Source organism: Dechloromonas denitrificans, assembly GCF_001551835.1.
Classification (GTDB): domain Bacteria; phylum Pseudomonadota; class Gammaproteobacteria; order Burkholderiales; family Rhodocyclaceae; genus Azonexus; species Azonexus denitrificans.
Genome location: NZ_LODL01000007.1, coordinates 284,059 through 310,411, shown reverse-complemented (window position 1 = coordinate 310,411; position 26,353 = coordinate 284,059). Strand labels below are relative to the sequence as shown.

The 26,353-nt window shown below is 59.4% G+C and carries 21 protein-coding genes; 5 read left to right on the top strand and 16 right to left on the bottom strand.

Annotation, left to right across the window (positions count from 1 at the left end; all coding sequences use genetic code 11):
• Window positions 1-102 precede the first annotated feature (102 nt).
• The 9 genes from AT959_RS04015 to AT959_RS03970 form a co-directional block, all read right to left on the bottom strand.
• Window positions 103-2,217, bottom strand: coding sequence for a 4Fe-4S binding protein (locus AT959_RS04015; RefSeq protein ID WP_088178936.1), 2,115 nt, complete (start codon window positions 2,215-2,217; stop codon window positions 103-105).
• Window positions 2,218-2,435: 218 nt separating this feature from the next.
• Window positions 2,436-3,377: a COG2958 family protein gene (locus tag AT959_RS04010; protein WP_066880842.1), complete on the bottom strand. Its 942-nt coding sequence runs from the start codon at window positions 3,375-3,377 to the stop codon at window positions 2,436-2,438.
• A gap of 3 nt (window positions 3,378-3,380) precedes the next feature.
• Window positions 3,381-4,388 (bottom strand): virulence RhuM family protein, encoded by a 1,008-nt coding sequence (locus AT959_RS04005; protein ID WP_205629823.1) that lies wholly within the window; start codon window positions 4,386-4,388, stop codon window positions 3,381-3,383.
• 87 nt (window positions 4,389-4,475) lie between these two features.
• Window positions 4,476-5,810, bottom strand: a complete 1,335-nt coding sequence (locus AT959_RS04000; protein ID WP_157651203.1) for an MFS transporter — start codon at window positions 5,808-5,810, stop codon at window positions 4,476-4,478.
• On the bottom strand, window positions 5,779-6,948 hold the full coding sequence (locus tag AT959_RS20990; RefSeq protein WP_157651202.1) for a restriction endonuclease subunit S domain-containing protein: 1,170 nt from the start codon (window positions 6,946-6,948) through the stop codon (window positions 5,779-5,781). Before AT959_RS20990 ends, AT959_RS04000 begins: the two co-directional genes overlap by 32 nt.
• Before the next feature lie 266 nt (window positions 6,949-7,214).
• On the bottom strand, window positions 7,215-9,221 hold the full coding sequence (locus tag AT959_RS03985; protein WP_066880832.1) for a type I restriction-modification system subunit M: 2,007 nt from the start codon (window positions 9,219-9,221) through the stop codon (window positions 7,215-7,217).
• Window positions 9,222-9,351: 130 nt separating this feature from the next.
• A complete protein-coding gene (locus AT959_RS03980; RefSeq protein ID WP_240481703.1) occupies window positions 9,352-10,452 on the bottom strand; it encodes an ATP-binding protein in 1,101 nt (366 codons plus the stop codon).
• A 286-nt stretch (window positions 10,453-10,738) separates the two neighbouring features.
• Complete coding sequence (gene aceB, locus AT959_RS03975; RefSeq protein WP_066880828.1) at window positions 10,739-12,337, bottom strand: malate synthase A; 1,599 nt, start codon at window positions 12,335-12,337, stop codon at window positions 10,739-10,741.
• Between the two features lie 22 nt (window positions 12,338-12,359).
• A complete protein-coding gene (locus AT959_RS03970; RefSeq protein ID WP_066880826.1) occupies window positions 12,360-13,142 on the bottom strand; it encodes a sulfite exporter TauE/SafE family protein in 783 nt (260 codons plus the stop codon).
• 112 nt (window positions 13,143-13,254) lie between these two features.
• Here AT959_RS03970 and AT959_RS03965 point away from each other — a divergent pair, with 112 nt between their 5' ends.
• Both AT959_RS03965 and AT959_RS03960 read left to right on the top strand, forming a co-directional pair.
• Entirely contained in the window at window positions 13,255-14,157 is a 903-nt protein-coding gene (locus AT959_RS03965) for a LysR family transcriptional regulator (protein ID WP_066880824.1), read from the top strand.
• Between the two features lie 10 nt (window positions 14,158-14,167).
• A complete protein-coding gene (locus AT959_RS03960) occupies window positions 14,168-14,521 on the top strand; it encodes a YbaN family protein (protein WP_066880822.1) in 354 nt (117 codons plus the stop codon).
• Window positions 14,522-14,584: 63 nt separating this feature from the next.
• On the opposite strand, the gene AT959_RS03955 is transcribed toward AT959_RS03960, so the two are convergent.
• Window positions 14,585-17,638 carry an EAL domain-containing protein gene (locus AT959_RS03955; RefSeq protein ID WP_066880820.1) on the bottom strand — a complete coding sequence of 1,018 codons (3,054 nt, stop codon included), beginning with the start codon at window positions 17,636-17,638 and terminating at the stop codon, window positions 14,585-14,587.
• Between the two features lie 343 nt (window positions 17,639-17,981).
• On the opposite strand from AT959_RS03955, the gene AT959_RS03950 reads away from it, so the two are divergent.
• Window positions 17,982-18,290: an STAS domain-containing protein gene (locus tag AT959_RS03950; protein ID WP_066880818.1), complete on the top strand. Its 309-nt coding sequence runs from the start codon at window positions 17,982-17,984 to the stop codon at window positions 18,288-18,290.
• Window positions 18,291-18,417: 127 nt separating this feature from the next.
• On the opposite strand, the gene aceA is transcribed toward AT959_RS03950, so the two are convergent.
• The gene (gene aceA / locus AT959_RS03945) at window positions 18,418-19,716 is read right to left on the bottom strand and encodes an isocitrate lyase (protein ID WP_066880816.1); all 1,299 of its coding nucleotides are present in this window, start codon (window positions 19,714-19,716) and stop codon (window positions 18,418-18,420) included.
• A gap of 326 nt (window positions 19,717-20,042) precedes the next feature.
• Here aceA and AT959_RS03940 point away from each other — a divergent pair, with 326 nt between their 5' ends.
• Window positions 20,043-21,839 (top strand): methyl-accepting chemotaxis protein, encoded by a 1,797-nt coding sequence (locus tag AT959_RS03940; RefSeq protein WP_066880813.1) that lies wholly within the window; start codon window positions 20,043-20,045, stop codon window positions 21,837-21,839.
• A 37-nt stretch (window positions 21,840-21,876) separates the two neighbouring features.
• Here AT959_RS03940 and rraA read toward each other — a convergent pair whose 3' ends face one another.
• From rraA to clpS, 3 genes are all read right to left on the bottom strand, one after another.
• A complete protein-coding gene (gene rraA, locus AT959_RS03935) occupies window positions 21,877-22,368 on the bottom strand; it encodes a ribonuclease E activity regulator RraA (protein WP_066880811.1) in 492 nt (163 codons plus the stop codon).
• 63 nt (window positions 22,369-22,431) lie between these two features.
• Entirely contained in the window at window positions 22,432-24,690 is a 2,259-nt protein-coding gene (gene clpA / locus AT959_RS03930) for an ATP-dependent Clp protease ATP-binding subunit ClpA (protein WP_066880808.1), read from the bottom strand.
• On the bottom strand, window positions 24,690-24,998 hold the full coding sequence (clpS, locus tag AT959_RS03925; RefSeq protein ID WP_066880806.1) for an ATP-dependent Clp protease adapter ClpS: 309 nt from the start codon (window positions 24,996-24,998) through the stop codon (window positions 24,690-24,692). The genes clpA and clpS overlap by 1 nt, the downstream gene beginning before the upstream one ends.
• Window positions 24,999-25,269: 271 nt before the next feature.
• On the opposite strand from clpS, the gene AT959_RS03920 reads away from it, so the two are divergent.
• Window positions 25,270-25,473, top strand: coding sequence for a cold-shock protein (locus AT959_RS03920; protein WP_066880803.1), 204 nt, complete (start codon window positions 25,270-25,272; stop codon window positions 25,471-25,473).
• Between the two features lie 78 nt (window positions 25,474-25,551).
• Here the strand turns inward: AT959_RS03920 and soxZ are convergent, their stop codons facing one another.
• Together soxZ and soxY are read right to left on the bottom strand one after the other, a co-directional pair.
• Window positions 25,552-25,863, bottom strand: coding sequence for a thiosulfate oxidation carrier complex protein SoxZ (gene soxZ, locus AT959_RS03915; RefSeq protein WP_066880801.1), 312 nt, complete (start codon window positions 25,861-25,863; stop codon window positions 25,552-25,554).
• A gap of 3 nt (window positions 25,864-25,866) precedes the next feature.
• A complete protein-coding gene (gene soxY, locus AT959_RS03910; RefSeq protein WP_066880799.1) occupies window positions 25,867-26,337 on the bottom strand; it encodes a thiosulfate oxidation carrier protein SoxY in 471 nt (156 codons plus the stop codon).
• Window positions 26,338-26,353 lie beyond the last annotated feature (16 nt).

Genomic DNA, 26,353 nt, shown 5'->3' with positions numbered 1-26,353 from the left:
ACGGTTATGCCATAAATGAATGGCCGTATGTATAACATAGTCACGCATTGGGCATGGCTTTCGACCGGTTAAGGCACTAAAAATCGAAGCAAAAGTCCTGTTTCAATGCGCTTTATGCGTGCCATCTGCTCGCGGCAGCGGAAAATCCCGTCCTTTGCGGGCGTGGAAAATCAACGGGGCGCAGCGCTGCGCGTCGTGATAAATGCCGACACAGTCGAGGCACTGAAAGCAGCGGTCGTAGATGATGTGGCCGTCGCGGGCGATGGCGTCGTACTCGCAGCGCGACCTGCAGGTTTGGCAAGGTTGGCCGCATTCCTTGCGGCGGGGCAGCCAGTCCCAGCGGCGCAAACGGCCGCCGAGGGTGATGGCGGCGCCGAGCGGACAGATGAAGCGGCAGAAGAATTTGTAATAGAGCGCGCTGAGCAGCAGCAGAAATGCCGCCCAGGCGACGAACGGCCAACTACGCTCGAAACCCAGCGTAATGCTGGTCTTGAACGGTTCGACTTCGACCAGTGATTCGGCCACTTGCGGGGCAAAGGCGGCGGCTAGCAGCAGGACACCGAGTAGGAGGTAACGGCCGCGTTCCATGGCCACTTCAAGGCCGGGCGGCAGGTGTTTCACCTTGAGGTGCAGGCGCTGGGCAAGCAGGGCGAGAAATTCCTGCAGGGCGCCGAACGGGCACAGCCAGCCGCAGAAGGTGCCGCGCCCCCAGACAAAGAAACTGAGTAGCGTGAAGGCGATCAGCAGCAGGGAAACGGGGTCGTAGAGGAAACTGCCCAGGTTCTGGCCGGCGGACAGGGTTTTGACCGCGCCGGTGAGCTGGACGATGGAAAGTTGCCCCTGGGCGTGCCAGCCGATGAAGAGCAGCGTGAAGGCGAGGAAGCCGCGGCGGAAGATCGCCAGCCGGCGCGGGGCGATGGAAATCCAGCGCGGCCGGGCCAGTACGACGCTGAGCAGGACGAGGGCGAGGCCGATCGCCGCCAGTTCCGGCCAGCGCGCGCCCCAGGCGACCAGCCAGGCCGGTAGCGGCGTTGGTGGGTAGGTGAAATAGCGGCCTGGGGCGCGGTAGTCCAGCGTCAGTGTCTGGCGGATGCGGGTCGGATAGACCTGGCCTTTTTCGCGGACGATGTCGAGGCCGATGCTGATCGGTCGGCCGGGGTCGACTCCGGACAGCTCCGGGGTTTTCAGGATCAGGGCCGAGGCCAGGGCGGGGGCGCCGGCCGGTGACGCAAGTTCGAGATCGGCATCGCGGGCGGCCAGCGGCACCTGGTCCTGGCTCAGGGTCAGGCGGGCCGGAACGCTGCCCCGGACAAAATCCTCGTCATAGAGCAGCAGGCGCCCGGCCGTGGCGACCCAGTAGGCCGATTGGCCGGGGCTCAGGCGCTCCATCAGCTTTTGGTAACCAGCGTCGCCCAACAGCGCCCGGCCGATGGTCGGGGCATTGAGATAGGCGACATAGAGGTCGACAAAGCGGGCATCAGGTTCGCGCAAGGCAAGCGGGTCGAGCCCGCTGCCTTCGCTGCCCGAAAACAGCGCCTCGACCTCGGCGTTGCGCCATTGCCGATAGCCGATCTCGCCCGCCTTGAGCAGCGTTGCAAAATCCTTTTTCTCGAAGGTATCGGCCCGCACTTCGGCCGGGATGTGTTCGCCGGGTGTCGCCAGTCCCAGGCGAACCCGGGCTACCGCTAGCGCCGAGGCGAGCACGGTCTGATTGACGACGTGGATGGAAGCGGTGGCCTTGGTCACGCCATCCAGCACAACCTTACCGCTGTCGGTGTTGGCGCGATTGCGCTCGCCATAGACGTTGGCAATGGTGATCCGCTGTTTGAGGTTCTTGCCGGCATATTGCGCGACGAACTCATTGAGCGGACCAATACCCAGGCCGGACAGGAACACCGGTTCGTGCTGGCGCAGGACTTCGACCGACATGAAATTGCCCTGGGCGTCGATGGCGATCAGCAGATTGAACGGCGTGCCTTCAAAACCGGGAATGGGGGCGAGGTCGATCGACTCAAAAACATAGCCAACCGGCCCGCCGGCCGGCGTCAGTTCGCTGTTCAGCGGCCAGGCCGGCACCTCCGTCAGCTTCGCCGCAACCCGCAACGGGGGCGGAAAACGGCGGGCGATGTCGGCTTGCTCAAGATCACCGGCCTGGGCGCCGAGACTCAGTGTTAGCAGAATGCAAATCCACAGAGGCCAAGCCGGCCAGCCAAGCATGCTGCATTGCTTCATATCCTGCCCCCAGAAAACATGCTCTGCACCAATATGGCAAAGCTATATCGGCGTGCGTCAGTCGATAGCCTGAATGCGCTTTAAATTCCGAGCAGGCAGGTAGGAGGCAATGCGCATGCCATGGGGGGCAGACTGCCAGGGGGCGAGGGCCGCTTCAGTTTTTGCCATTTTCCGGGCGTCCACCGTAGCAATTGGCGGCGGAGCTAGTCGACTGCTTCCGGCAAGTCCCAGTTGCCCACCTTGGCGTTGTCCGTCTGGTGGAACTGGCGCACCCAACTAATGAAGTCACGGAAGTCGGCGTTCTCTATCGCCAGCCGGTTGCAGGCGTCCCAATCGATGTCTGGACGTTCGCGGGCCGGGATGAGAATTTCGCTTTCGCTCGGATCTTCGGTATTCAGTCGGATCAAGCCGATGCCATAGGAGGCGGCGAGCAGACGCAGTTCCTTCATGGCCGATTCCTGGATGTCGGCAGCGACCAGATAGCCGAAGTTAGCCCACGACGAATTGGACACCGCCTGGAACCAGACTTCCCGCACATTGGAGCGATTGACCAGCAACTTGACCTCGAAAGACCAGAGCCGGGCGCGCTGGGCGCCGGCCTGCTGGACGCAGGCGCGGATTTCTCGGTCCCACTCGGCACCGATGTCCTCCATGGCGACCAGATCTGGGTAGAGCCACTTGTTGCCATTCGGGCCGTGGCGGTTGGTCGAGCGTTTCTCGTCGATACGTTTCGGGTAGAGGCCTTGCTCGACATGGAGAAAGCGGCAGAGCAATGGATAGAGGTCATGCTCGCTCAGTGCGCTATCGGTTAACTTGCCCTGAACGATCGGTGCCAGCCCTTCCACTTTGGCTACTTCCGCCGCCTCGCTGGCGGTTGTCCAGTAATAACGACGGGGACGCGTTTCGGTTGTACGTACCTGCGGCCAGCGTTTCTGGATTTCAGGCCGGTTGGCTCCGATTTCGGCTACCAATTGCTGCAGCAGCGCCGCATCGTCGGAAAGATCCTGCTGGCTGTTACGTCGCTTCTCCTCACAAGCCTCGCGTAGATTTTCAAACATCCAGCAAGCCAGTTCGCGGGCGGTAAAGCGCTCCTCTGGGTTGATCTTGAGGAAATCGGTCACGGTTTGGCGGAGATTCAGCGCCATGGATCAGTCTCCAGTTTTCTTGTTCGGTCGCCCATCGCGGATTTCCTCCAGGGAGCGCAGGTCGTCACTATCGGCAATCAGCCGTGCAGCCTCCCGGCGCCCTGCATCGAATTCGCCATAACGCTCCAGCACCAGCTTTTCCGCCACTTCGGCGCGCAGTTTGCCGGCGTGGGTGAGCACTTCGCGCTCGTTGAAGCTGAGAAAGGCATCCAGCCGGTTGGCCCAGTCAGCCATGGTCATCGTCTTGCGGCGGCGTGCTTGATCCTCGGCGAACTCCAGGTACATCGTGACGATGCGGTTGAGTTCGTCCATCTCGTCTGGTCCAAGGTAATTCTTGGCGACAGTGACGTCCTTTTGCAGAACTCTGTTGCCGCTCCATGTGGTCAAGCCCATATTCGGGCGGGCGGCGTCGGCCCGTTCGGCAATCAGTTCTGCCGCTGTGTGGCCGGTGACTGCCCACAACATCTTGTTTTGCACCTTCTTGAAAAAAAGCTGCGCGGCATCGCTGTTGCCGTCGTAATCCACCGCAGTGGCGTAAATATCCCGAACCTTCTGGTAAAAGCGCTTTTCCGATGAACGAATGTCCCGGATGCGTTGCAGCAGTTCGTCGAAATAATCCCAACCGGCCGGGTCCTTCAGGCGGGCATCGTCCATGACGAAACCCTTGACCAGAAACTCGTTCAGGTGCCGGGTCGCCCACTGACGAAATTGCGTGCCTCGCGCCGAGCGCACCCGGTAGCCGACAGCCAGGATCAGTGGCAGGCTGTAGACCATGGTTTTGCGGCGAACGCTTCTGCTGCCTTCGTTTTGAACTGTCAAATATTCTTTGACAGTTGCCTCAGCCTGCTCGCCGTCGGCCAGAATGGCGCGCACATGGTGGCTGATGTTCTGCTTGCTCGAAGCGAAGAGTTCGGCCATTTCCTGCTGCGACAGCCAGACCGTACCGTCTTCGGCGCGTAGCTTGATGTTGGTCTGGCCGTCGTCGGAGGTGTAAAGGATTAGTTCGGGCATGGGCATCGGTACTGTGCGCGTTGGATTGAATTTAAAAATTGGCCAATTTTTCCGGTTGACCGTAGCGGTCATCAAAATGCCGGGTACTCATTGGACTTCCTTCGACGTAACCGCTGGCGGCATTGATACAGCCTCAACGGTCACGCAAGCCGGCAGCGTTGCCGGTGTTGACGGTAGCTCTTCCTTGCTTTGTGCCGAGTAGGAAATGCTGATGACTTCCGGTGAACGTAGCAGGAAGCGGGTTTCCTGCTGCTCTTTCTGGAACGCCAGCAAATGCTCTTCGCCAACGCGGGAGAGAATTTTTAGACCCTGGATACGGAAGACTGGGGTTTTTTCGCCATTTGACGATGCACAGCGCCCACAGCCGAGCGTGCCGGTGATGACTTGGCAACCGGCAGATGAAACCAGGAGCGTCGTGTTTTCGAGATTGCCAAGCTTGAGCGTTTTCATGACGGCATCGGAAACTTTAACAAGGCCGTCAAACAGAAAAATTAGAAGGAAAACACCGGCACCGAGGGATAGGGCTGCCGATTTCCAACTGTGGCGGATGGCTATGCCGATTGCTGCGCTTAGCGAAATGGCTAGACCAAAATTGATCAGGCTGATTAAGTCGCTCTCTTGCCTAAAGAAAGGAAAAATCTGTAGAAGGAAAGCACAGACCAAGACTTGGAGCAGCGTCAGGAACCCCAGAATCCAAAGGCCGTGGGTGTGACCACAATTTTTACGGAAGCGAATCCGGGCAAGTCGTTTAACCGGGCCTCCGTTGCGGTGTCGAATTACAAGTGCCGCGACGCAAAGCAAAAAAATGACGCTAATGCCGACAATAACTGATCCCACCGGCCAAGCGAAAAAGGTTTCTGTGGCGTCGAAGTAATAGGGGCCAAGGAGCAAAGAAAGCGCAATGGCGACGCTGGCGTAAATGTGAAGCAAGAAATTGACGCGGCCATTACCTTTGCGGTTTTTCCGCTCTTTGCTTCCTTGCTCCTTTTTCAGGTCTTCGGTTCCCGGATTGAGTACCTTGTAGTGCACGCATAACTGCATCAAGGCGCCGGGGATGCCAAGCAGAATCGCCACCGAGCCAATGGTCAGGGCGCCAGACATTGCTACGCCGAGCAGGATTCCCGTTGCTGATTTCAGATCGATGGTCGGCAGATATTTGATGTGGACGAAATGGGTCAGCATCAAAACTCCACCGACTGCAAAGGCCAGTGACAGAAGTGAGCTGCCCGGATGGTCGAGAAAACGTTGCTTTGCCCAGCGCCAAAGCGGATGGCTGTAGAGTTTTCCTCCCGTCTCTTTTCGTGGTGGCTGCCGATGCGGGTGGCGGGGCGAATAGCCCGCCCCAGCGCTGATCGATTGTGCTCGAAAAGAGGACTTGTCCCGCATTGCCTTAGTGCCCCCCCGCGCCTTGAATAATTTCATTCAGATAGTTCAGCGCGGCGGCTTCGGAATCCTCGATGGCGATTTCGACGGCGCGTTTGGCGGCTTCGAGGAGTTCGGCGGCGCGCTGGCGGCTGGCTTGGGAGGATTTGACGGCTGCGCAAATTGCGTCGCTGGTTGTTGCGTCGATCAGCGGCATGGGCAAAGACAACAAGTCCTGTTCTGAAATCGCCGGGTAAAGGCTGGCGCTGGTGTGTAAGTCCATCAATTCGCACACTACAGGCAGGCGAAGGTAGGTCAGCAGAACCTCCGGCGCTACATGCTTGGGTTGCAGCACGACAAAACCGGAGGAGCAGACAAAACCATCCTGTTCCGGGGCGATCAGTGCCGACAGGCGGCGAATGGGCCGCACGGTGGAGGTGATGACATCGCCCGAGTGAACGTGGCTTGTGGCACGGCTGGGGGCTTCCTTGTGAAGAACCGACTCGGCCTGAGCCGTGCCATCCATGCGCAAACCACCAATTTCCAGATACTCAAAGCTGCCGCTGCTGGCGGGGATGAAGCGTTCGCTACGGGCCGGGGCAAGGTCGCCGATGCTGTGTCCGTCGCCGCCGAGAATGGCGAGAAGCTCGTGGACTCGGGGGCGGAAATATTCGGCATCCAGCCGCCCGACGGCAAAGGCCTCCGTGCTGGGACGTGTGTAGGTTAAGGGTTTCGAGGGTAGCCAGTTTTCTACGCCAAGAGTGCGTAACAGGGATTGTTCAGCATTCGTCAAGTGCTCATTGGCAATTTCGAATGATTTGTATGCAGCCTTTATTAATTGCTCATTTGTGACCTGTAGGGCATGACTGAACACAGGCACCGAATACTGTCGGAGGTCAGGGAGATTCAGCCCAAGTTGAACTGATCCACGAGCGCAACGAAGGAGCAGAGATTTTCCTGGCTCTGAATTGAGATAAGAGACCAGATAATAAGGATTGACTTCCGGTTTTCGGATGATCGTGCTTTTACAGCTAAAAATGGCGGGCGTGTCGCTCTCAGTGACAATGCACGAGTTTCCCAGGGTTCCGACGACGGAGATCAGCACATCACCTACCTTGATGGAGTGATCACCTAAGCGGTTGAAATCTGACTCGGGCAAATAGACGTTGTCGTTGTTCTCAATGAAAAACGATTTCACGTCTTTTCCTCGGACGTAACGGTAGGGAGATTGCTCATCGTAGTTGTCGACGCAAAATTCTGAGCCGAATGGCCCTGCAACAAAGTGCGACTTTGCCCCCAGCGTTGTGTGAGGAAGCGCCTCAATTCTCCTCTGAAGGCTGATTAGAGCTGGACGGAAATACTCGGAATCGAACCGAGTTACATCCAACGCTTCACTGAGATTTACTTCGCTAGCTTCCAGCCCCTCCAACAAGCCCTGGTAACGGGCTTCATCGAAGGGGCGACTCAGAAAAAAACCAGCTTCTCCTTGGCGGCAAATTCTGTAAAGGCTTCGGCGATGCCGTCTGCGGTCAACCCGTCGTGATTGAATAAATCGTGCTGGATGACCCAGTGGCCATGGCTGTCACGCAGTAGCTTGCCGTCGGCGTCGGTGGCAATCAGTTTGTCGCCGCTGTTGTCCTTGGAGGCTTTTTGCTGGGTGGCGAAGAAAATCGGGTAATCATCGACCTTGGGGCAGTGGTAGCGCGGCTCGCTGGCGTCGTCGTTCCACTTTTGCACGAAGAGCACGCTGGTTTTGGTGCCGGTGTGCGGCTTGAAGGTATTGGGGTGCAGGCCGACGACGGCGAGGATACGGCAGCGTTCGGCAATGTATTCGCGCACGCGCTTGTCGCTGGCGTTGTTGAAACGGCCTTGCGGCAGCACGACGGCCATGCGCCCGCCGGGGCGGAGAAAATCAAGGTTGCGTTCGATGAAGAGCAGGTCGCGGCCGACCTTGCTTTCCAGCTTGCCGTTGTTTTTGTGGCCCAGTTCGTAGGGGCTGAGCATGTCGCTTTGCTTGATGTCACCGGCAAAGGGCGGGTTGGCCATGAGTACGTCGAACTGAAAGTTGCGGTTGTCGCTTTTTTGGGCGCGCAACTTTTTGAGTTTTGTCCAGCCGGGGCCGTAGGTTTCCTGCCAGTCCTCGTCGTCCTTGATGCGCTTGTCCCAGCGCGGGTAGTCGAGGGTGTTGAGGTGCAGCACGTTGGTCTGGCCGTCGCCGGCAATTAGGTTGAGGCAGCGGGCGACGCGCACCGATTTTTCATCGAAGTCGATGGCGAAGACTTTGTCGGCGACGTAATCCTTGCAGCGTTGCGGCTTGTCTTCCATGGTGAACAGGTGGGAAACCGGCAGTCCTTCGGCTTCGAGGATCTGCTTCCAGACGTGGAAGATGGCGTGCACGGTGAAGCCGGCCGAGCCACAGGCGGTGTCGATAACGGTTTCGGACTCTTGCGGGTTCATCATCTTGACGCACATGTCGATGACCCAGCGCGGCGTGAAGTATTGGCCTTTTTCGCCCTTTGAGGATTTGTTGACGAGGTATTCGAAGGCTTCGTCCACCACGTCCAGATTGGAGTTGAAGAGTTTCCATTCTTCGAGCGAGCCGACGCAGACTTGCAGGTGCTCGGGGCTGAGTTTGATCTTGTCGTCGTCCTGAAAGACGCCACCCCATTGTTTCTTGGCATCGTCGAATAGGTTCTGGATGTTGGCCTTGAGTTGGGCGGCGGTGTTGCTATTGCGGAAGCGCAGGTATTTGTGGCGACCCCGGAAGCAATACATCTCGTCGTAGAGCTTGGTGAAGATTAGCTTGAAGACTTCCTCAAAGGCGTCGACGCCAGCGTTGGCGAGGACTTCGTCTTCCATGTCCTCGATCAATTGCTTGAGGCTGCGCGCGCCTTTGCCTTCGGCCATGCGCTTGTTTTCGATGTCGATCAGGACGTCTACCGTCCACGGCTGGCCGGCGATGTCGTCAATGGTTTGCGTGACCTTGGGCAGGTCGGGGATTTCGACGAAGTAATTGGGGTTCTTGCGGTGCCAGATGACGGCCAGCGCGCCATTGCTCCACAGGGCGAGCGGCGCGCCTTTGGCGTGGGTGTAGGAGCGCAGTTGTTCCTTGCCATCCTTGAGCTTGGCGGCTTTGACCTCGACGATGATGTAGGGCGTGTCGGCGTGGTCTGCATCCATGACCACGATGTCGGCACGCTTGGAAGTGTCGCGGCCGAAGGTGATCGGGTATTCGATCTGGATGCGGCTGAGTGGGTAGCCGTAGGTTTCCGTAAGTTCGAGCAACCAAAGTTGACGGACGATCTCTTCGGGCTTCGCTAGTTTTTCCTTGCCGGTGACCAGGCACTTCAGCGCCGGCTTGCCGTTTTTGTCGAAGAGGCTGGTTTCCAGCCGGTCGAGATGGGCATCCGTAAATTGAATAAGGCTGTTACGGATGTTAGCGTCTTTGAAGATGGTGCTGAAGGTGGTCATTGAGTGCTTTTTATGTTTTACGGGTTATTTGCTGAAGGCGAGATTTTGGCACGGGCTGGCTTGATTGGAGTTTGGCTTTTTGTTGTGTTTTTCTGGTTGACCGCGGCACTCAAGCTGCGGGCTTTCATGGCTACAAAATAGCCGCCGGAAAGTCCCGCCAGCCAAAGATTTTCACGCCGCTGCGTTCGTGGCTTTCGTCGCCGCCATAGATCAACCAGGGGGTCAGCGCTTCGTCTTCGGCCATGCGGGTGGCCCGTTGTCCGGCGCGGATGGTGTCGCTGGTGATGGTTTGCCCGGACTTGATTTCGACCATTTGCAGGCGGTTGTCCTGCTCGAAAATCAGATCGGCTTCCAAACCATTGTTGTCGCGCCAGAAGTAGAGGTCGCTAGGCTGGCCCTGGTTGTAGCGAGCTTTAATGAATTCACTGACCACCCAATTTTCGAACAGTGCGCCGCGCAGCGGGTGCAGGGCGAGTACCTCTTCGCTGCGGATGCCGAGTAGCCAGCAGGCGAGGCCGGTGTCGAGAAAATACAGTTTCGGCATTTTGACCAGGCGCTTGCCGAAATTGCGGAAATACGGGGGCAACAGGTGGATGAGGTCGCTGGATTCGAGTACGGCGAGCCAGCTTTTTGCAGTGTGGGCTGTGATGCCGGCTTCGCTGGCGAGGGCGCTGATATTGAGGAGTTGTCCGGTACGACCGGCGCACAGGCGCAGGAAGCGCTGGAAAGTGGGCAGGCTCTGGACGTTCAGTACTTGCCGGACATCGCGCTCGACGTAGGTGGCAATGTAACTGGCGAACCAGTCGGCAGGTTCGACGGGCTGGGTATGCAGCGCCGGGTAGCCGCCCTTGAGCATCAGGCCATCGAGCGAGAGTTGGCGGTCGGCGACGGCCGGGATTTCTGAGGCGGCGAGCGGCAGCAGGCGGGTCATGCCGACCCGGCCGGCAAGCGACTGGGTGACCCCGGCGAGCAGGCCGAATTGTTGTGAGCCGGTGAGGATAAAGCGGCCGGGCCGGCGATCGGCATCGACCATACCTTGCAGGTGTGAGAAGAGATCTGGCCAACGCTGGGCTTCGTCGAAGACTGCGCCTTGGGTGAAGCGAGCCAGAAAACCACGCGGGTCTTCGTTGGCAAAGGCTCGCTCAATGGGGTCTTCCAGGCTGACATAAGGTTTGTCGGCAAACTGGTGGCGAGCTAAGGTGGTCTTGCCCGACTGTCGTGGCCCGGTCATTGCCAGTACCGGAAAGCTAGCAGCCAGACGTTGGAGCGTCGGGGTAATTGAGCGAGTTAGCATTTATACAAATTAATCAATTGATTGGTTGAATTGTATAAATTTTCCCGGCGAGGTGTAGATGTTTTTTCAAAGTCTGCTGGATTTTCAATTTGGGCCGAAAAATCCGGTTGACCGCAAAAGTTGGTAATTCCGAGCGGGGAACCTGCCCCTAGAGTTTCAGTGGTCAACAAAAAACGCCGGGTTGCCCCGGCGCTTCGGTCCCTCTCCGCTTCCTCTCCGGGAATCAGGCCATCGCTTCGTACAATGGCAGGGTCAGGAATTCCGGGTAATCCGGGGTCAGCGACATCTTGTCGAAGATGACGGCGGCCTGGTCGTAGGTGGCGGTGTCTTCGCCCTGGGCGGAAACGGTGACCTTAACCTTGGCCAGTTCCTCGGCGATCATCGGGCGGACCATCTCTTCGGTGACCTTGCGGCCGTCGTCGAGGATACCCTTCGGCGAAACCACCCACTGCCAGACTTGCGAGCGGGAAATTTCGGCGGTGGCCGCATCTTCCATCAGGTTGTGGATCGGCACGCAGCCGTTGCCGGCCAGCCAGGAGCCGAGGTAGTGGATGCCGACGTTGATGTTGTTGCGCAGGCCGGCTTCGGTGATCGGGGTTTCCGGCTTGAAGTCGAGCCACTGGGCCGGGCCGAAATTGCCATCGACCTGCTTCTCGAACTGGTTTTTCTTGTCGCCGAGAACCTTGACGAACTCTTCCATGGCGATCGGCACCAGGCCCGGGTGGGCCACCCAGCCGCCGTCGTAGCCGTCGTTGGCGTCGCGGGTCTTGTCGTGGCGGATGCCGGCCAGCGCCTTTTCATTGGCCACCGGGTCGTTCTTGATCGGGATCAGGGCCGACATGCCACCCATCGCCGGGGCGCCGCGCTTGTGACAGGCCTGGACCAGGGCCAGGGCGTAGGAGCGCATGAAGGGCACTTCCATGGTGATGGCGCTGCGCTGGGCCAGACAGAAGTTCTTGTTCTTCTTGAACTTCTTGATGCAGGAGAAGATGTAGTCCCAGCGCCCGGCGTTCAAGCCAGCGGAGTGGTTGCGCAGTTCGTAGAGGATTTCTTCCATCTCGAAGGTGGCGAGGATGGTTTCAACCAGCACGGTGGCCTTGATGGTGCCTTGCGGCAGGCCGATGTGGTCCTGGGCCATGACGAAGATGTCGTTCCACAGGCGGGCTTCGAGGTGGCTTTCCATCTTCGGCAGGTAGAAGAAGGGGCCGGCGCCGCGGGCAATCTGTTCCTTGGCGTTGTGGAAGAAGACGACGGCGAAGTCGAAAATGCCGCCGCCGACGCGCTGACCGTCGACCAGCACGTGCTTTTCGTCGAGGTGCCAGCCGCGCGGACGGATCTGCAGGGTGGCGATCTTGTCGTTCAGCTTGTATTCCTTGCCGTTCTCGCCCTTGAACGAGAGTTCGCGGCGGATCGCCTTGTACAGGTTGATCTGGCCCTGGATCTGGTTGTCCCAGTTCGGGGAATTGGAGTCCTCGAAGTCGGTCATGTAGGAATCGGCGCCCGAATTGAAGGCGTTGATGATCATCTTGGCTTCGACCGGCCCGGTGATTTCGACACGACGGCAGTGCAGGGCCGGCGGGATCGGTGCGACCTTCCAGTCGCCTTCGCGGATGTGCTTGGTTTCCGGCAGGAAGTCCGGCATTTCGCCGGCATCGATGCGGGCCTGGCGGACGACGCGGGCCTTGAGCAGTTCCTGGCGGCGGGCTTCGAAGGCGCGGTGCAGCTTGGCGACCAGTTCGAGCGCTTCGAAGGTGAGGACGGATTCGTAACCCGGCTTGATGTCGCCGGTGATTTGCACGCCTTGCGGAAGGTTGAGGCTCATGGAAAGCTCCTTAGGTTGAAGGTTAAGCGTAGGTCTTGATGAAATAGATGACGGTCAGGCTGGCGCCGACGGCGATCACCAGCCGCTTCAGCCAGATGGCGGGCAGGCGGCGGGCGACCGAGGCGCCGGCATAGCCGCCGGCCATCGCGGTGATCAGCATGACCGTGGTGTGCGGCCAGCTGACTGCACCGGCGATGATGAAGGTGGTCGATGAAACGAAATAGTTGATGCCGGAGGTCAGGTTCTTCAGCGCATTGATTTCCTGAATGTCCTCGAAGCCCTGGATGGACAGCGCGGCCAGCGTCAGGATGCCCATCCCGGCGCCGAAGAAGCCGCCATAGATGGCGACCACGAGCTGGAACAGGGCGCCGCCCGGGCCGCCCGGGTTGCGCACGCTGACGTCACCGCCCAGCCGGCCCTTGGCCCATTTGATCAGGCGCGAGAACTGGCCGCTGAAGGCGAACAGGGCGGTGGCGATCAGCAGCAGCCAGGGAATCAGGCGCGAGAAGGATTCGTTACTGGTGGCGAGCAGCAACAGGCCGCCGGCGATGCCGCCGAGTAGCGAGACGGCGACCAGCAGCAGGGCCCATTTGCCATGGCGCAAGGCTTCGCGACGATAGGCCCAGGCGCTGACCAGGCTGGCCGGACAGAGGCCGACGGTGTTGCTGGCGTTGGCCATGACCGGTGGTACGCCGGCGGCGAGCAGGGCGGGAAAGGAGAAAAAGGTACCGCCGCCGGCCATGGCGTTCATGCCGCCGGCGAGGAAAGCGCCGGCACCGACGAGGAGCATTTCGGTGGTTTGCATTGTGGATGGCCTGAAGGGCGTGGTTAGCGGATGAATTGGATTCTATTGTTACTTGAGAGATAAAATAAGCCGGCGTTTTGGCGAAGATTCTTTTACCTGAGGTATAAAGCGAATGTCCTCCTTCAAGCAGATCACGGCCTTTGTCAATGTCGCGACACGCGGCAGTCTGTCGGCCGCAGCCCGCCAGGAAGGGGTGACGCCGGCGATCATTGGCCGCCGGCTGGATGCCCTGGAGGCCAGGCTGGGCGTGCGCCTGATGGTGCGGACAACGCGCAAGCTGACGCTGACTTTCGAAGGCCAGGCCTTTCTCGAGGATTGCCAGAAAGTGCTCAACGATCTGGCCAATGCCGAGGCTGCCGTCTCGCTGGGCAGCGTGCGGGCCAGCGGCCAGTTGCGTATTTCGGCGCCCTCCGGCTTCGGTCGGCGGCACGTGGCACCGCTGGTCGGCGATTTCATGCTGGCCAACCCGGAGGTTCGGGTCAATCTGAACCTCAGCGATCGCCTGGTCGACCTGGTCAATGAAAACATCGACTGCGCCATCCGCATCGGCGAATTGACCGATTCCAGCCTGGTCAGCGTCCGCCTCGGCGAAATGCGCCGCATGGTGGTGGCCAGCCCGGCCTATCTGGTCGCCCATGGCGTGCCGCGCGAGCCGGCCGACCTCGCCGGCCACAACTGCCTGTCGCTCGGCCAGCAGCGCGGCTGGCTGTTTCGCAACCCGGTCAGCGGCGAGGTCGAAACGCTGAAGGTGAACGGGGCTTTCGAATGCAACGACGGCGCGGTGCTGCATGAATGGGCGCTGGCCGGGCGCGGCCTGGCCTGGCGTTCGCTGTGGGAGGTCGGGCAGGACCTGAAGGAGGGGCGGCTGACCTCGGTGCTCGATGCCTGGCAGGCGCCACCGCTCGGCATCTACGCCGTCTTCCCGCAACGCCGGCATCTGCCGCTGCGCGTCCGGCTGTTCATCGACCTGCTGAAGGAAACCTACGGCCGGCCGAGCTACTGGGAATTGCGCTAGGCTGCACCCGATGAAAACACCGGTCTATCGTGCTCTCGGTCTGCTGTCGGTCGCCCTGGGCGTGGTCGGCGCGGTGCTGCCACTCTTGCCGACGACACCTTTCCTGCTGCTCGCCGCCTATTTCTTCGCCCGTTCGCATCCGGAGTGGGAGGCCAGGTTGCTGGCGCACCCGACCGCCGGGCCGGCAATCCGCGCCTGGCGCGATCACCGGGCGATCCCGAAAGTGGCGAAATACGCTGCCAGCGGGATGCTGGCGATCAGTGCCGTGAGCGGCTGGTTCGGCTTGCCCGAGCCGTGGCGCTGGTTGCCCGGCGCGGTCGGTGCCGGCGTGCTGGCCTGGATGTGGACGCGGCCCTCGGTGTAGGGGCCGGCCGGCAAGCGGGCGCTGAAAATTGCCCTTTTCAGGCAGTCGACCGCCGGCCTTGCCTTAACGGCCGCTCTGGCCGACCGGGAATTCGGCGATCGGCCCCGGCCGGCCGAAGAGAAAGCCCTGGAAGGCATGGCAGCCGCGGGCCAGCAACGCTGCGCGTTGCTCATCGGTTTCGACGCCTTCGGCAATGACGCTGATCGCAAAGGAGCGGCCGAGGGCAATGACGGCTTCGGCAATTGCCGCATCGTTCGGGTTGCGGTCGATGTCGCTGACGAAACTGCGGTCGAGCTTGATCTGGTCGAGCGGCAGTTGCTTCAGATAGCTCAGCGACGAGTAGCCGGTGCCGAAGTCATCGAGCGACAGGCCGACGCCGAGTTCGCTTTTCAGGGTCTGCATGCGCGTGATGGTGCCGTCGATGTCTTCGAGCAGCAGCGATTCGGTGATCTCCAGCTTCAGCTGGCTGGCCGGCGCGCCGGCTTCGCCAATGGCGCGCGCCACGTCGTCGATGAAGGCGCTGTTGCGGAATTGCAGGGCGCTGACATTGATCGCCAGCGTCAGTGATGCGGTCGCGGCCTGGTTTTTCCAGCGGGCGAGCTGGCGGCAGGCTTCTTCGAGTACCCACTGGCCGATCGGCAGGATCAGGCCGGTTTCCTCGGCCACCTGGATGAACTCGGCCGGCGCAATCAGGCCGCGTTTCGGGTGCTGCCAGCGGATCAGCGCTTCGGCGCCGAGCACTTGGGCAAACTGATCGACCTGCGGCTGCAGGTAGAGGACGAATTGCTGTTCGAGCAGGGCCTGGCGCAAATCCCGTTCGAGGGCGGCGCGGGTTTCGACTTCGGTCTGCATCGCCGGATCGAAGAAGAACAGGCGATTCTTGCCGGCCGCCTTGGCCTTGTACATCGCCATGTCGGCCGACTTGAGCAGGCTTTCGATGGTTTCGCCGGCGTCCATGAAAGGAATCGCCCCGATGCTGGCCGTGCAATGGTGGGAGAACTCGCCGAACTTGTAGGGCCGGCCGAGCGCGTCCAGCATCTTCTGGGCGATGTGCTCGATCTGGGCCGTTGCCTCGTGGATCTTCGGGCTCAGTTCTTCGAGCAGGATGACGAACTCGTCGCCGCCGAGGCGGGCTACCGTATCGTTGCTGCGCACCGAGTCGCGCAGGCGCAGCGCGACCTGGCGCAGCAGCAGGTCGCCGATGTCGTGACCCATCGAGTCGTTGATCATCTTGAAATTGTCGAGATCGATGAACAGCAGCGCGGCATGGCGGCGCTGGCGGCCGCTGGCGGCCACCGCCTTGGCCAGGCGCTCGTTGAGCAGGCGACGGTTGGGCAGGTGGGTCAGCGGGTCGTAGAGGGCGAGGAACTGGATCTGCTCCTCGGCTTCCTTGCGTTGTGTGATGTCGAGGAAGGAGGAGACATAATGCGTCACGTCGCCCTGCGCGCCGCGAACGGCCGAGATGGTCAGCCATTCCGGGTAGATCTCGCCGTTTTTCCGGCGATTCCAGATCTCGCCGCGCCAGAAGCCCTGTTCCTTCAGCGTCGCCCACATCTCCTGGTAAAAACTGTCCTCGTGGTAGCCGGACTTGAGCAGCGCAGGCGTCTGGCCGATCGCTTCGGCCGGGCTGTAGCCGGTCACTTCGCTGAAAGCGCGGTTGACCCGCAGGATCTGGCTGCGGGCGTCGGTGACGACCATCGCCTCCTGCGTTTCAAAGGCGATGGCGGCGATGCGCATCAACTCGTCGGCCTTGCGGGCCTCTGAAATGTCGCGGAAGGTGATCACCGCACCGTCATGGCCGGCCTGCTCGGCGATCGGCGTCACCGAGTATTGCACCGGGAAGCCTTGGCCGTCCTTGCGGAAAAACCACTCTTCGCCCTGGCGCCGCTTGCCGTCGTGCAAGGTCTGGTACATCGGGCAGTCGGCATGCGGGTAAGGCGAGCCGTCCGGCTTGGAATGGTGAAACAGCCGGTGCTGGTCGAAGCCGATGATCTCCTCGCTCGTCCAGCCGAGCATTTCCAGCCCTTTCGGATTGATGAAGGTGCAGCGGCCGGCCGGATCGATGCCATAGACCCCTTCGCCGAGGCTGTCGAGCAGGCTGGCCCGTTCGCGCAACGCGATCCCGATCTGGCGCCGCGACCGGGTCAGCTTGAACAGGGCGAGCAGCGCCAGGCCGAGCAGGGCGCTCAAGCCGCCGGCAACCTGCAGCGAGTATTTTTCGACAATGTCGCGAGCATCGAAATGTTCCAGGCGATCCGGGTGGGCGCGCAAGGCCAGCATTACCGATTCGAGTCGGCTGTAGTCGGCGGGCGGCGAAAAGCCGTAGAACTTGCCGCTGACCGCGGTCGGGTGTTGCGGTGTGATCTTCAGCAGGGCCAGCGTCACTGCCTTGATCAGCGGTTCCGGCACATCGTGGGCGGCCGAGAACGGCCATTCCGGGAAAAGCTCGGTCGATAGCAGCAAAGGGAAGCCGCTGACCGTTTGCCGGTTCAGCACCTTGATCGCGGCCAGATCCAGCCGCCCTTCGTGCGCCATGGATTCGAGCAGGCCGCTGCGAATGAAACCGACATCGACTTGCCCGCGCAGCACCTGTTCGACCACCTGGTCCTGCGGTGCACCGGTAAAAACGACGTTTTTCAGATCGGCGGGGAGTCGCAGGCCGGCCTCCAGCAAGGTCCATTGCTGGATGCGATAGCTGCCGAACGAGTTCTGGTGGGTCGAGGCGACCGTCTTGCCCTTCACATCGCTCAGGCTGTTGATATCCGGACGCCCGGCCCGGGTGAAGATCACGCCGCCGAATTGCGCTACCGGCTGCTCGCCGACCATCGACATCAAGGTGGACACGGCCGCCAGGCCATGGCGGGCGCGCAACAACACGTAGTGCTCGGGCTGGGTCAGCACGAAGTCGACTTCGCCGGCGGCCACCGCCTGGCTGAGGTCATCGAGATACATCGGGACGACCGAGAACTGCTGCGCGCCAATCTCTTCGCTCAGGTAGCGTTCCAGGGCTGACCACTGCTGATGGGTCGACTGGATATCCCGAAAAGCCAGTATGCCGATGCGGACAACGCCATTTTCATGGGCGTGGGCGCCGGGCGACAGCCATAAGGTGGCCACAACACAAAGACGAACGAGTGTGACGAAAAAACCGGATGAAGCAGAGTTTGAACGCAAGAGGCTGTTCCCGCTGCTTGCCTGCTGGCGCTTTCCGCGCCACTGGCGAAGCTTTCTAGTTATCAATGTGTCAACATTTTAAGCGATGCACCGAGGCCTGTTCCGGCTATTTAGAAGAATATTATTAATCGCAAAAAAACTGAAATAGAGTACCGAATACAACAGGTTTTTGCTGTTTTTGCCGCCATTCATCGCCAGTTGCCAAGCGAAGCGTTTAATCATATTGCAACCCGCAATTGCTAGGCTTATCGTTCGGTCATAACAAGCAACAAGCAGGGAGAGAGAAATGGGCATTGAGTGGCGCAATTCGGCGCATGGAAAAAAAGTCCTGTACATAGTCGGTCCCTTCGGTTTTTCCTGCCACAGGGAATTCATGGGGCAGATCAAGCAGCATGCAGCAGATACCGGGGATCAACGCTTCGATGTTGATTTGTCCGGCGTGACCAGCCTGGATAGCGCCGCGCTGGGCATGCTGCTGATCCTGCACGATTCGCAGCAGGCCAAAGGCAAGCCGGTTGCATTGCGCAACTGCAGCAAGGCAGCGAAAGAAAACTTGTACCTGGCGAATCTCCAAAAGCACTTCAGCATCGATTGAGTGCTTGTTCCGGCGGCGAATTTTCGCTCCACCGGATGCTTGCCCAGCCAACGTGAAAAAGGCCGACACCTTATGAGTGCCGGCCTTTGTTGCTGCCCGGTAGGGCAGCAATTTCAAAAGCGGTTGCTTAGTGGAACTGTTCTTCTTCGGTCGAGCCGGTCAGCGCGGTAACGCTGGACTTGCCACCCTGGATCACGGTGGTGACGTCGTCGAAGTAACCGGTGCCGACTTCCTGCTGGTGCGAGACGAAGGTGTAGCCACGGTCGCGGGCAGCGAATTCCGGTTCCTGAACCTTCTCGACGTAGGCCGACATGCCGCGCTTGGCGTAGTCCTGGGCCAGATCGAACATGTTGTACCACATGGAGTGAATGCCAGCCAGGGTGATGAACTGGTACTTGTAGCCCATGGCGCCCAGTTCGCGCTGGAACTTGGCGATGGTGGCATCGTCCAGGTTCTTCTTCCAGTTGAAGGACGGCGAGCAGTTGTAGGCCAGCATCTTGCCCGGGTGCTTGGCATGTACGGCTTCGGCGAACTTGCGGGCAAATTCCAGATCCGGCGTACCGGTTTCGCACCACACTAGGTCGGCGTACTCGGCGTAAGCGACGGCGCGGGAGATGGCCTGCTCCAGACCCTTCTTGGTCTTGTAGAAGCCTTCGGCTGTACGCTCGCCGGTCAGGAACGGCTTGTCATTGTCGTCGTAGTCGGAGGTGATCAGGTCGGCCGCTTCAGCATCGGTACGGGCGATGACCAGGGTCGGCACACCATAGACGTCGGCCGCCATACGGGCAGCGATCAGCTTCTGCACGGCTTCGGTGGTCGGCACCAGCACCTTGCCACCCATGTGGCCGCACTTCTTGACGGAAGCCAGTTGGTCTTCCCAATGCACGCCGGCAGCGCCAGCGCGGATCATGGCCTTCATCAGTTCGTAGGCGTTCAGCACGCCGCCGAAACCGGCTTCGGCATCGGCCACGATCGGCAGATGGTATTCAACGTGACCAGCATCGCCGGCGTTGATGTTCTTCGACCACTGGATTTCGTCGGCGCGGTTGAAGGCATTGTTGATGCGCTCGACAACCTTCGGCACGGAGTCAACCGGGTACAGCGACTGGTCCGGGTACATGGCAGCGTATTCGTTGTTGTCGGCAGCAACTTGCCAGCCGGACAGGTAGATCGCCTTGATGCCGGCCTTGGCTTGCTGAACGGCTTGACCGCCGGTCAGGGCGCCCAGGCAGTTGACGTAGGGGGTGTTGTTGACCAGATCCCACAGCTTTTCGGCGCCGCGACGGGCCAGGGTGTGCTCGACCTGGAAAGAACCACGCAGGCGGACGACGTCAGCAGCGGAATAACCGCGCTTGATGCCTTTCCAGCGGGGGTTTTCAGCCCAGTCTTTTTCGAGGGCGGCGATTTGCTGTTCGCGAGTGCTCATGGTGAATTCCTCAAGAGATTTGGTTTTGGGGTACGGTCTGCAAGCGCTTGCTTGAGATGCAGTGCCGATGGATCAAAGTATAGTTATTTTTGCGCAGGGCAGCAATAGTCTTATATAAGACATAAGACAATTTATTTTTGTTATTAAACATTGGCTTATGTTCAATGTTTCACGATATGAAATGTTTTTTGAGTCTGTGAAATGCTTTCCGGTCCTTTTTTGCTGCATGGCCACCTGAGTTCGTCGTTATGTACTCCTTTTGCTGGCTTGACGGCGTCGAGGAAGGAGTATTGAATTCATCGAATTTTGAATTTCAGGTTACAAAAATGGAAACTTTGCGGCGATTATACGAATGGAATGAACGCACATTCTGGAATTCGCTGACCAAAAAGCTGATGAGCTTTTTGATCCTGTTCTTTGTCGATCTGGCTTATCTGGCGATCTACTTGCACCAGAAAGGGCTGGTCGCTGACGAGCTGGCCCGTGGCGGCGTCAATACAGAGGTGTTGCAGCGGATATCCGAGGGCATGGATAGCGGTCTGACGCTGATGATCGGGATGACCGTTTTTGCCCTGCTCTGGAATGTCCTGCAGATTCTCTATATCCGCCATTTGATCCTGCGGCCGATCAAGCTGATCTCAACGATTTTCGACGAGATCGCACGCGGCGAGGGGGATTTCTCGCGCAATTTGCCGACCATTACTCACGACGAATTGCGCGGACTGGCCGAGTCCTACAATCGCTTCGCCGACAAGATGCGGGAAATCATCAACGAAGTGCGCAAGATGAGCGTCAATATCGCTCGCGAGGCCGTGCTCGTGAAGAAAACGGTGGCCTCGACCGCGCAGCGGGCAACGCAACAGGGCGAAATTGCCAACGCGGTGTTCGGTGCTAGCACGGAAGCCATTCAGGCCATCCACGAGGTTTCTGCCTCCGCTGAGCTGATTTCCCAGTCGACGGAATCCAATCTTGAAACCGCACGCGCCTCGCTGGGCGAGATGTTTGACATCGTTAGCAAGGTCCAGACGGTCAGCGACAAGCTTTCTGCCTTCAACGATACGGTCGGCCATTTGGCGCAGCGCTCCGACAGCATCCGCAAGATCGCTGGCCTGATCAAGGAAATTGCCGATCAGACCAATCTGCTCGCCCTCAACGCCGCCATCGAGGCGGCCCGGGCCGGCGAAATGGGGCGGGGTTTCGCCGTGGTGGCCGACGAGGTACGCAAGCTGGCGGAGCGGGTCAATGTCGCGACGCAGGAAATCAATGACAACATCGGCGGCATGATCTCGCTGGTGCGTGAAACGCAGGATGAGAACGAGGTTATCAATACTGATATTCAGCAAACCAGGCAGGTGGTCGAGCGCTCATCCGCCGAGTTCAAGCGCATGGTCAGCAACTTCGAGCATACCGGCGATCAGTTGAACCAGATTGCCTCGGCCATGGAAGAGTTGACGGCGACCAATGGCCAGGTCCATGAGGCGGTGTCACAGGTCTATACCTTGTCGAACGAGGTTTCCGGCAGCATGCAGTCGTCCGAAACCTCGACCCAGACGCTGAGTCGGGCCACCGAGAGCGTTCAGGAACTGGTTTCGCGGTTCAAAATCGGGCGCGGCTCGTTCGACTTCAATGTCGATCAGGCCCGCAAGATGCTGCTGCGCCTGCAGGACACGATGCAGGAGATGTCGAAGCGCGGCATTGATATCTGGGATCAGCGTTATCGGCCGATCCCGAATACCAATCCGCAGAAGTTCGAAGTCAGTTATGCCGCTGCGTTCGAGCGCGAAATCCAGCCGCTGGCCGAAGAGGCGCTGGGCCAGTTGCGCGGCGGTGTGTACGCGCTGATGGTCGATACCCAGGGTTACGGGGCGATCCACAACCTGAAATATTCCAAGCCCTTGACCGGCGATTACCAGGCCGACCTGGTGGGCAACCGGACGCGACGGATCTGGGACGACCCGACCGGGCAGCGGGCAGCCAAAAATACGCGGCCGCTGCTGCTCCAGACCTACGCCCGTGATACCGGCGAAGTGCTGTCCGAGATCAATCTGCCGATCATCGTCGATGGCCGGCACTGGGGCGGTTTGCGGGTTGGCTGCGAGAGCAGTGTGCTGCTCGACAGCTGATTGAACGAGGGGGCTGCGGCCCCCTTTGTTTATTTGACTAGACGAGCGGCTTGGCGGAAACCAGTACGCCATCTTCATCGGCGTAGAGCCATTCGCCCGGTTTGAAAGTGACGCCGCCGAAGGTGACGGCGATGTTCTTGTCGCCGACACCTTTCTTGATACTTTTTTGCGGGTGGGTGTTCAGGGCGCGTACGCCGATTTCGATGCCGTTGATATCGCCGGAGTCACGGATGCAGCCATAAACGACGACGCCTTCCCAGCCGTTCTTTTGCGCCAGAATGGCCAGTTGGTCCCCGACCAGCGCGCAGCGCAGCGATCCGCCGCCATCGATCACCAGGACTTTGCCTTTACCGTTATCGGCAAAGGCTTCACGAACCAGCGAGTTGTCCTCGAAGAGCTTCAGCGTGACAATCTCGCCAGAGAAACTGTTGCGCCCGCCATAGCGCTGGAACATGGGGGCCACGACGCGCAGGCTGTCGCCCAGGTCTACTTCGAATTCATCGCATAGGTCGGGTGTTTTAAAACTCACGGTTGTCTCCCTGACAGAAAAAAAGCCATGCATCGCATGGCTTGTTGGAATGTGGTGTGACGCCTAGACGACGGCTTCGCTCTTTTCTTCTTCGAAATCGAGTTTGATTTTGCCCTCTTTGTCGAGGTCGACCGTGACCCGCCCGCCGCTGGCCAGGCGGCCGAACAGCAGTTCGTCGGCCAAGGCGGAGCGGATGGTGTCCTGAATCAGACGTGACATCGGGCGGGCGCCCATCAGCGGGTCGAAGCCTTTTTCGGCCAGCATTTCCTTCACGGCATCGCTGAAATGCGCTTCCACCTTCTTCTCGTGCAACTGTTCCTCAAGCTGCATCAGGAACTTGTCGACGACGCGCAGGATGACCTCGCGGTCGAGCGAAGCGAAGGAAATGGTGGCATCGAGGCGGTTGCGGAATTCCGGCGTGAACAGCCGCTTGATTTCGGCCATTTCGTCACCCGACTGCTTGGCAGCGGTGAAGCCCATGCTGGACTTTTGCAGGTCGGCCGCGCCGGCATTGGTCGTCATGATGATGACGACGTTGCGGAAATCGGCCTTGCGCCCGTTGTTGTCGGTCAGCGTGCCGTGATCCATGACCTGCAACAGGATATTGAAGATATCCGGATGCGCTTTCTCGATTTCGTCGAGCAGCAGAACGCAATACGGCTTCTTGGTCACCGCTTCGGTCAACAGGCCGCCCTGGTCGAAACCGACATAACCCGGTGGCGCGCCGATCAGGCGAGAGACGGCATGGCGTTCCATGTATTCGCTCATGTCGAAGCGGGTCAGTTCGATGCCGAGGCAGTAGGCCAGTTGCTTGGCAACTTCCGTTTTGCCGACGCCGGTCGGGCCGCTGAACAGGAAGGAGCCAATCGGCTTGCCCGGGTTGCCGAGTCCGGAACGGGCCATCTTGATCGCCTTGGCCAGTGCATCAATTGCCTTGTCTTGGCCGAAGACGACCGCCTTCAGGTCGCGGTCGAGGTTTTTCAGCGCGCCGCGATCGTCTAGCGTGACGTGCTGCGACGGGATGCGGGCAATCTTGGCGACGATTTCCTCGATATCGGTCTTGTTGATCACCTTCTTCTGCTTCGACTTGGGCAGAATGCGCTGCGCTGCGCCGGCCTCGTCGATGACGTCGATGGCCTTGTCCGGCAGGTGGCGGTCGGTGATGTAGCGCGCCGCCAGTTCGGCAGCCGACGAAATGGCTGTCGCCGAGTACTTGATGCCGTGGTGGGCCTCGAAGCGCGCCTTCAGGCCTTTCAGGATTTCAACGGTTTCGGCGACCGAGGGTTCGTTGACGTCGATCTTCTGGAAGCGGCGGGAGAGCGCGCTATCCTTTTCAAAGATGCCGCGATATTCGGTATAGGTCGTTGCGCCAATGCACTTCAACTGGCCTGACGAGAGGGCAGGCTTGAGCAGGTTGGAGGCGTCCAGCGTGCCACCCGAGGCCGAACCGGCCCCGATCAGGGTGTGGATTTCATCGATGAACAGGATGGCGTGCGGATTGTCCTGCAGGGCCTTCAGAACGCCTTTCAGGCGCTGTTCGAAATCACCGCGATACTTGGTGCCGGCCAGCAGTGAGCCCATATCAAGCGAATAGACATTGGCCTTGGCCAGAATCTCCGGCACGTCGCCTTCGACCACCCGGCGGGCCAGCCCTTCGGCAATCGCGGTCTTGCCGACACCTGCTTCGCCGACCAGCAAGGGGTTGTTCTTGCGCCGGCGGCAGAGCGTTTGAATGACGCGCTCCAGCTCCTTGTCACGCCCGATCAGTGGGTCGATCTTGCCCTGCAAGGCCAGTGCGTTCAGGTTGATCGTGTATTGCTCGAGCGGACCGGCCTGGCTCGGTTCGCTTTCGACTTCGGTCTCGCCTTCAGCGGCAGCCTTTTGCTGCGGCACCTTGCTGATACCGTGCGAGATGTAATTGACGACGTCCAGACGGGTGACGCCCTGCTTTTGCAGGAAATAGACGGCGTGCGAATCCTTTTCGCCATAGATGGCAACGAGAACATTGGCGCCATTGACCTCTTTCTTGCCGGACGACTGGACGTGCAGGATCGCGCGCTGGATGACGCGCTGGAAGCCGAGCGTTGGCTGCGTATCGATATCGTCCTCGCCGGATACGGTCGGCGTATGTTCGATGATGAAGTTGGTCAAATCCTTGCGCAACACGTCGGGCTTGGCGCCGCAGGCGCGCAAGGCATCGGCGGCCGACGGATTGTCGATCAGCGCGAGCAGGAGGTGTTCGACGGTAATGAACTCGTGGCGTTTTTGACGCGCCTCGACAAAAGCCATGTGCAGGCTGACTTCGAGTTCCTGGGCAATCATCAGTTTTCCTCCATGACGCAAGCAAGCGGGTGTTGGTGCTGGCGGGCAAAAGCGCTCACCTGTTCCACCTTGGTGGCTGCGATGTCGCGCGGAAAAACTCCGCAGACACCCCGGCCTTCATTGTGAACTTTGAGCATGATTCGCGTCGCTTGTTCAGTATCCAGAGAAAAAAATCGTTGCAGAACGGTAATGACGAATTCCATCGGCGTGAAGTCGTCGTTCAGCAACATTACCTTGTACATTTTTGGCGGCTGCAATTTGGCACGTTGTGCCTCCAGCAGTCCGTCTTCCTGATGCTTCGTAGCCATGATTTCGATTCTATACAGTCCACTTCATTGTGCAACAGAAATGGTGGTTCACATTTTCGTCTTGATGTCCTTGATCTGGCGCAATCCCTTGGTTTGACAATGCTGCAGAGCAGCATCGAAAAATCTTGACGCAATAATTCTAATGGCGTAGAAAGCAATCGTGTTTGGATTCAAGATGCATCAAGGTTGCCGCAAGCACCGGGTCGCTGAGCTCAAACAGGGAGTCGGGGAGACCCGTAATTTGTTAGTTTTTTGTAAGAAAGTTTCAGACATGGCAATTGGCACCGTCAAGTGGTTTAATGATTCCAAGGGTTTTGGCTTTATCACTCCTGATGATGGCAGCGAAGACCTTTTCGCTCACTTCTCCGCCATCAACATGAATGGTTTCAAGACTCTGAAGGAAGGTCAAAAAGTTTCCTTCGATGTCGTGCAAGGCCCCAAGGGTAAACAGGCTTCCAACATCCAGAGCACCTAAGTCTCGGATCGCAGAAAAGCAAAAGCCCGCCTGATTTAGGCGGGCTTTTTTCATGGCCTGACGCGGCGGTAACGCAACTCAGGCGATGGTGATTTCATCCTGACGCTTGTCGCCCAGGTTGTCCGTCCAGGCGACCGCCAATTTGTCGCCGGGCTTGACGCCGCGGGCCTTGAAGGCAAAGAGCGGGTTTTTCGAAATCGACGTATTCAGTTGGCCGTCGATCAACGGTTTGCCATTGAGACTGACCGTAAATGCCTGGATAAAGTGGATGGGCAGCGTCTGCCCCCGTTCGTCCTTGCGTTGTCCGGTTTCCATCGGGTGTTGCATCAATACCCGGATATCCGTGATTTCACCTTGAACCTGAGCGCGGATCTTGATCTGGTCGGCCATGGCTTAACCTCCGCAGCCACCGAGCGTGACCTTGACTTCGCGAAAGGCGATGTAGGTCTTGCCGTCGGCTGTTTTGGCGACAGCGCGAATCCGCGTCGTTTCGGCCAGTTTTAATTGCACGCGGACATAGGGCAGGGCGGCCCCTGAAAAATCGAGTGAGGCGCAGAGTGGCATTGGGTTCTTGTCGGCAAAAACGGCCAAGGTTCTGGTGTTGGGCAGGTTGCTGCTGATGTCGATCTCGACTTTTGCGCCATTTTCGGCAATTTCCGGGGCGCTGATCACGATATCGCGCGATTCGGCGGCGCCGCTGCCGGCATAGGCCTTCAGGGCGTCATTGATGGTGCGGGCGGTGAAGGCGTTGCGGTTCCATTCGGCCGCGAGCAGCGCGCTCGGCGTCAGCAGGCAGCTGCCGAGCAGGGGCGAGAGCAGCAGGGTGCTGCCACCCTTGAGTAGTTTGCGACGTAGTTCAAGCATGGGATCTATGTTGGCG

Excerpts from the sequence above, each read along its gene's own strand:
- AT959_RS03960 (WP_066880822.1), top strand. The coding sequence starts at position 14,168 with ATGAAAACACCGGTCTATCGTGCTCTCGGTCTGCTGTCGGTCGCCCTG.
- AT959_RS03920 (WP_066880803.1), top strand. The coding sequence starts at position 25,270 with ATGGCAATTGGCACCGTCAAGTGGTTTAATGATTCCAAGGGTTTTGGC.
- AT959_RS03980 (WP_240481703.1), bottom strand. The coding sequence starts at position 10,452 with ATGACCGGGCCACGACAGTCGGGCAAGACCACCTTAGCTCGCCACCAG.
- AT959_RS04005 (WP_205629823.1), bottom strand. The coding sequence starts at position 4,388 with ATGCCCGAACTAATCCTTTACACCTCCGACGACGGCCAGACCAACATC.
- soxY (WP_066880799.1), bottom strand. The coding sequence starts at position 26,337 with ATGCTTGAACTACGTCGCAAACTACTCAAGGGTGGCAGCACCCTGCTG.
- clpA (WP_066880808.1), bottom strand. The coding sequence starts at position 24,690 with ATGATTGCCCAGGAACTCGAAGTCAGCCTGCACATGGCTTTTGTCGAG.
- AT959_RS04015 (WP_088178936.1), bottom strand. The coding sequence starts at position 2,217 with ATGCTTGGCTGGCCGGCTTGGCCTCTGTGGATTTGCATTCTGCTAACA.
- AT959_RS03950 (WP_066880818.1), top strand. The coding sequence starts at position 17,982 with ATGGGCATTGAGTGGCGCAATTCGGCGCATGGAAAAAAAGTCCTGTAC.
- AT959_RS03965 (WP_066880824.1), top strand. The coding sequence starts at position 13,255 with ATGTCCTCCTTCAAGCAGATCACGGCCTTTGTCAATGTCGCGACACGC.
- AT959_RS03985 (WP_066880832.1), bottom strand. The coding sequence starts at position 9,221 with ATGACCACCTTCAGCACCATCTTCAAAGACGCTAACATCCGTAACAGC.
- AT959_RS04010 (WP_066880842.1), bottom strand. The coding sequence starts at position 3,377 with ATGGCGCTGAATCTCCGCCAAACCGTGACCGATTTCCTCAAGATCAAC.
- aceB (WP_066880828.1), bottom strand. The coding sequence starts at position 12,337 with ATGAGCCTCAACCTTCCGCAAGGCGTGCAAATCACCGGCGACATCAAG.
- soxZ (WP_066880801.1), bottom strand. The coding sequence starts at position 25,863 with ATGGCCGACCAGATCAAGATCCGCGCTCAGGTTCAAGGTGAAATCACG.
- aceA (WP_066880816.1), bottom strand. The coding sequence starts at position 19,716 with ATGAGCACTCGCGAACAGCAAATCGCCGCCCTCGAAAAAGACTGGGCT.
- AT959_RS04000 (WP_157651203.1), bottom strand. The coding sequence starts at position 5,810 with ATGAAATTATTCAAGGCGCGGGGGGGCACTAAGGCAATGCGGGACAAG.
- AT959_RS03940 (WP_066880813.1), top strand. The coding sequence starts at position 20,043 with ATGGAAACTTTGCGGCGATTATACGAATGGAATGAACGCACATTCTGG.
- clpS (WP_066880806.1), bottom strand. The coding sequence starts at position 24,998 with ATGGCTACGAAGCATCAGGAAGACGGACTGCTGGAGGCACAACGTGCC.
- AT959_RS03970 (WP_066880826.1), bottom strand. The coding sequence starts at position 13,142 with ATGCAAACCACCGAAATGCTCCTCGTCGGTGCCGGCGCTTTCCTCGCC.